This is a genomic window from Acidovorax sp. KPB24-07, from assembly GCF_057543315.1.
Genome location: NZ_BAAJYS010000291.1, coordinates 1 through 4,277 on the forward strand (window position 1 = coordinate 1; position 4,277 = coordinate 4,277).

At 69.5% G+C, this 4,277-nt stretch carries 4 protein-coding genes; 2 read left to right on the top strand and 2 right to left on the bottom strand.

Features of this window, described 5'->3' with window-relative positions; genetic code table 11:
• Both AC27IQ_RS19500 and AC27IQ_RS19505 read left to right on the top strand, forming a co-directional pair.
• Positions 1-513, top strand: a 513-nt coding sequence (locus tag AC27IQ_RS19500) for an SDR family NAD(P)-dependent oxidoreductase (protein WP_487090470.1), incomplete at its 5' end; no start/stop codon positions are given.
• A gap of 344 nt (positions 514-857) precedes the next feature.
• Entirely contained in the window at positions 858-1,826 is a 969-nt protein-coding gene (locus AC27IQ_RS19505) for a class I SAM-dependent methyltransferase (RefSeq protein ID WP_317352450.1), read from the top strand.
• Positions 1,827-1,846: 20 nt separating this feature from the next.
• Here the strand turns inward: AC27IQ_RS19505 and AC27IQ_RS19510 are convergent, their stop codons facing one another.
• Entirely contained in the window at positions 1,847-2,797 is a 951-nt protein-coding gene (locus AC27IQ_RS19510; RefSeq protein WP_487090471.1) for a sugar kinase, read from the bottom strand.
• Between the two features lie 37 nt (positions 2,798-2,834).
• On the bottom strand, positions 2,835-4,277 hold a 1,443-nt coding region (locus tag AC27IQ_RS19515), incomplete at its 5' end, for a UxaA family hydrolase (protein WP_487090472.1).

Here is a 4,277-nt window from a genome sequence, read left to right on the forward strand (position 1 = left end):
ATCCTGGTCAACAACGCCGGCGTGGAGCGCCATGCCGATTTCTGGGACGTGACCGAAGAAGACTACGACCTGGTGATGGACACCAACGTGAAGGGCCTGTTCTTCGCCACCCAGGCTTTCGTTCGCCACCGCCGCGCGCTGCAGCGCGGAGGCGCCGTGGTGAACATCAGCTCGGTGCACGAAGAGATCGCGTTCCCCCACTTCGCCTCGTACTGCGCCAGCAAGGGTGCGCTGCGCATGCTGGCGCGCAATCTGGCGAGCGAACTGGCGCCGCTGTCCATCCGCATCAATAACGTGGCGCCGGGCGCGATCGCCACGCCCATCAACGAAAAACTGCTGAACGACCCGGCCAAGCTCAAGGCGCTGCAAGCGCAGATCCCCATGGGCCGGCTGGGTGTGCCGGAGGACGTGGCAGGGCTGGTCGCGTTCCTGGCGAGCGAGGACGCGGGCTACATCACCGGCGGCACCCATTCGGTGGATGGCGGGCTGACCTACCACTACACGGAACAGTGACCGCGAGTCCGTGGCATGCGGCCGCAACGGCCGGTCACGCACGGACACCTGCGGCTGAAGACCCTGCATAAAAATGGCCTGCGCCGCCGTATCCACCCCGCAATATTGCTATACATTCGCCGATCGTGACCGCGGTCCCGCCAAGGCACAGTACCGGTTCGTCCAATGTGACTCCACCGTCCTTTGGAGGTGCAGGAATCGGCTGGCAAGCCGAGGAATGGGCCGCAGGCAATGGGGCAGCGGAGCCCGCCCGCTGATGCCCGCGTTTTGCACCGTTCACCGAGGCTGCCCCTTCCAGGCAATCTTCCGAACGGATTTCGAATGTCCATGGCGCACGGAATGCGATGCCAGCCACCCAGCCCTTTGCACTGATTGCCGATCTGCAGCGTCTCAACCAGCAACTGGTGGAACTGCCCTGCCCTGCCTGCGGCGGGCACGATCCCCATCTGATATGGCGCCGTGACCGTTACTTTCTGACAGTGAACCTGTCGAGCTGCCGCGCTTGTGGCCTGGTGTATCTGGCGCGCGGGCTGCAGGGCGAGGCGCAGGACCGGTTCTATGCCCATTTCTATCCCCGCCTGATGAAGCAGCCGCCCGACGCCCACAGCCTGTGGAACTACCGGATGATCGCCGGCTATCGGCACAGCGAGATCAGCGCGGTGATCGGTCCGATCGACTCGGTGCTGGACATCGGCGCAGGCCTGGGCTTTTTCCTCGATGCCTGCCGCGGCCATGGCTGTGGGCAATATCTGGGACTGGAGCCCGGGGGACCGCAGCGCGAGCATGCCGTGCACACGCTCGGACTGGGTGGGCATGTCCTCGACCGGGGCCTGGACGAAGGAACGGTGCTGCCTTTCCGGCCCCGGCTGATCACCCTGTTCCATGTCCTGGAGCATCTGGAGGATCCGGGGAAGGCGCTGCAGCGGGCAGCGGCGCTGATCGATCCCGAGGGATGGCTGGTCATCGAGGTGCCCGACATCCGAGCGCCATGGCGCGGACTCGGCCTGCAACAGGTTCACGTATCGCACCGCAGCTACTTTTGCGAGGCCACCCTCACGGCCTTGCTGCAACGCAACGGGTTCGGCGTGCACCGCACGGTGCGGGAACCCCACGGCATCTACGAAGGCAACCTGCGCATGTACGCTCGGCCGGGGTTCCAGGCGCGGCAGGCCAGCCCACTGTCGCCGCCCTCCCCCTCGGCACTGGCCGAGTTGAAAGCGCATGTGCTCCGGCACATCAGTCCCTGGAGCCTTCGCAATGGCTATCCCCGTTCGGCCATACGCCTTTGCAAGTTGTCGATGAAAGGCCACTGACCGTCCCCGAGGCGCAGGCCTCAGACCCCGTCGCCCAGTTCCCGCCGTGTGGGCAACCCGTCCGAGTCGCCCGGGAACTGCACCACCCGCGCGCCGATGGCGTTGCCGCGCGCCGCGGCGCGGGCCAGGTCCAGCCCTTCGAGCAGGCCGCTGACCACGCCCACCGCGAAGCCGTCACCAGCGCCGACCGTGTCCACCACGCGAGCCACCGGGCACCCGGGCGCGGTGCCCCGCGCACCGCCCTGCTGGGCGTAGAAGGCGCCTTCCGGCCCGAGCTTGACAACCACCTGCCGCGCGCCCTGGGCGAGGTAGAAGTCAGCCAAGGCCCCGGGGGTATCGCGCCCTGTGAGGGTGCGGCCTTCGCTCAGGCCTGGCAGCACGGTGTCGCACAGCGCCGCCAGGGCATTGATGCATTCGGCCATGGCGCCAGGCGAGGGCCACAGCCGGGGCCGCAGGTTGGGGTCGAACGAGATCGTGGCGCCCGCCGCGCGCGCCTGCCGCGCGAGGTGGAAGACCAGCTCGCGCGTGCTGGGCGACAGCGCCGGCGTGATCCCGGTCAGGTGCAGATGGCGCGCCGGGAACGCGCCTTGCGGCGCATCGGCCAGGCCCAGGTGGCTCGCGGCCGAGCCCTTGCGGAAATATTCGATCTGCGGGTCGCTGCCGTCCTCGGCGCGGGTTTTGAGCATGAATCCCGTGGGGTGCGCGGCATCGGTGGCGACGTGGCGCCGGTCGATGCCCTCGCGCTCCATCTCGCCCCGCAGGAAGCGGCCGAACGAATCCGCACCCAGCCGCGTGATGTAGCCGGTGCGCAGCCCCAGCCGCGCCAGGCCGGTGGCCACGTTCAGCTCGGCGCCGGCCGCCGCGCGGCGGTAGTCGGCCACGGCGTGCAGCTCGCCCGGGGCGGTGGCCATGAAAAGCGCCATGGGCTCGCCCACGGTCAGAGCATCGAGCGCAAGGGAGTCGGGTTGCATCAGGGCGTCGTCCATTGAGTGGGTCATCGGTCCGTCGTCACATCACGGCCCCGAGCTGCCAGGGCAGGAATTCGTTGTCGCCCAGGCCGTTGTCCTCGCTCTTGCTGCGCTGGCCCGAAGCCGTGGCGATCATGAGGCGAAACAGCGCCTCGCCGGCCTCGGCGATGCTCTGGCGCCCCTCCACGATGCCGCCGCAGTCGAAGTCCATGTCGAGCGCCATGCGCTGGAACATGGGCGTGTTGGTGGCCAGCTTGAGCGAGGGCGTGGGCTTGCAGCCGTAGGTGGAGCCCCGGCCGGTGGTGAAGCAGATCAGGTTGGCGCCGCCGGCCACCTGGCCGGTGGCAGACACGGGGTCGTAGCCGGGCGTGTCCATGAAGACCAGGCCCTGCGTGCGCACGGACTCTGCGTAGCCCACCACGTCCATCAGTCCGCTGGAGCCGGCCTTGGCGACCGCGCCCAGCGACTTTTCCAGGATGGTGGTGATGCCACCGGCCTTGTTGCCGGGCGAGGGGTTGTTGTTCAGGTCGCCGCCGTGCAGCGCCGCGTAGCGCTCCCACCAGGCCAGGCGCTCCAGCAGCTTGGCCGCGACCTGGGGTGTGGCGGCGCGGTGCGTGAGCAGGTGCTCGGCGCCGTAGATCTCGGGCGTCTCCGACAGGATGGCGGTGCCGCCATGGCGCACCAGCAGGTCCACCGCCGCGCCCAGCGCCGGGTTGGCGCTGATGCCCGAGTAGCCGTCCGATCCACCGCACTGCAGGCCCACCGCCAGGTGCCGCAGCGGCACCGGCTCGCGCCGCGCTGCGTTGGCCTGCACGAGCATGTCACCGAGGATGGCCTTGCCGTGCGCGATGGTCTCGCGCGTGCCGCCCTCGTCCTGGATGGTGAGCGTGGCGAACAGGCCGGGCGCGCGCGCCGTCAGCGTCTCCACCAGCGGCGCGATCTGGTTGACCTCGCAGCCCAGGCCGATGACCAGCACACCCGCGAAGTTGGGGTGGTTGGCGTAGCCGCGCAGCGTGCGCTGCAGCAGTTCCAGCCCCTCGCCATTGCCACCCATGCCGCAGCCGCTGCCGTGGGTGATGGCGACCACGCCGTCCACCTGCGGGTACGCGGCCAGCGCCTCGCCCTTGAAGGCGTCGGCGATGTGGCGGCACACGGTGGCCGAGCAGTTCACGCTGGCGATCACGCCCAGGTAGTTGCGCGTGGCCACGCGGCCGTCGGCGCGCACGAAGCCGTCGAAGGTCAGCCCTTGCGCGCCCGAAGCGGGCGTGGGCCGGTAGCCCGCGCCCGCGCTGTGGCCGTGGCTCGATGCCGCCATGCCCACGTTGTGCACGTGCACGTGGTCGCCGGCCGCGATGTCGGCCGTGGCCGTGCCGATGCCCTGGCCGTACTTGAGCACGGCCGCGCCGCGCGGGATGGGCACGAGCGCCACCTTGTGGCCCGAGGCCGATGGGCTCCCGGACCTGCCACGGCGTGCCCGCCGATG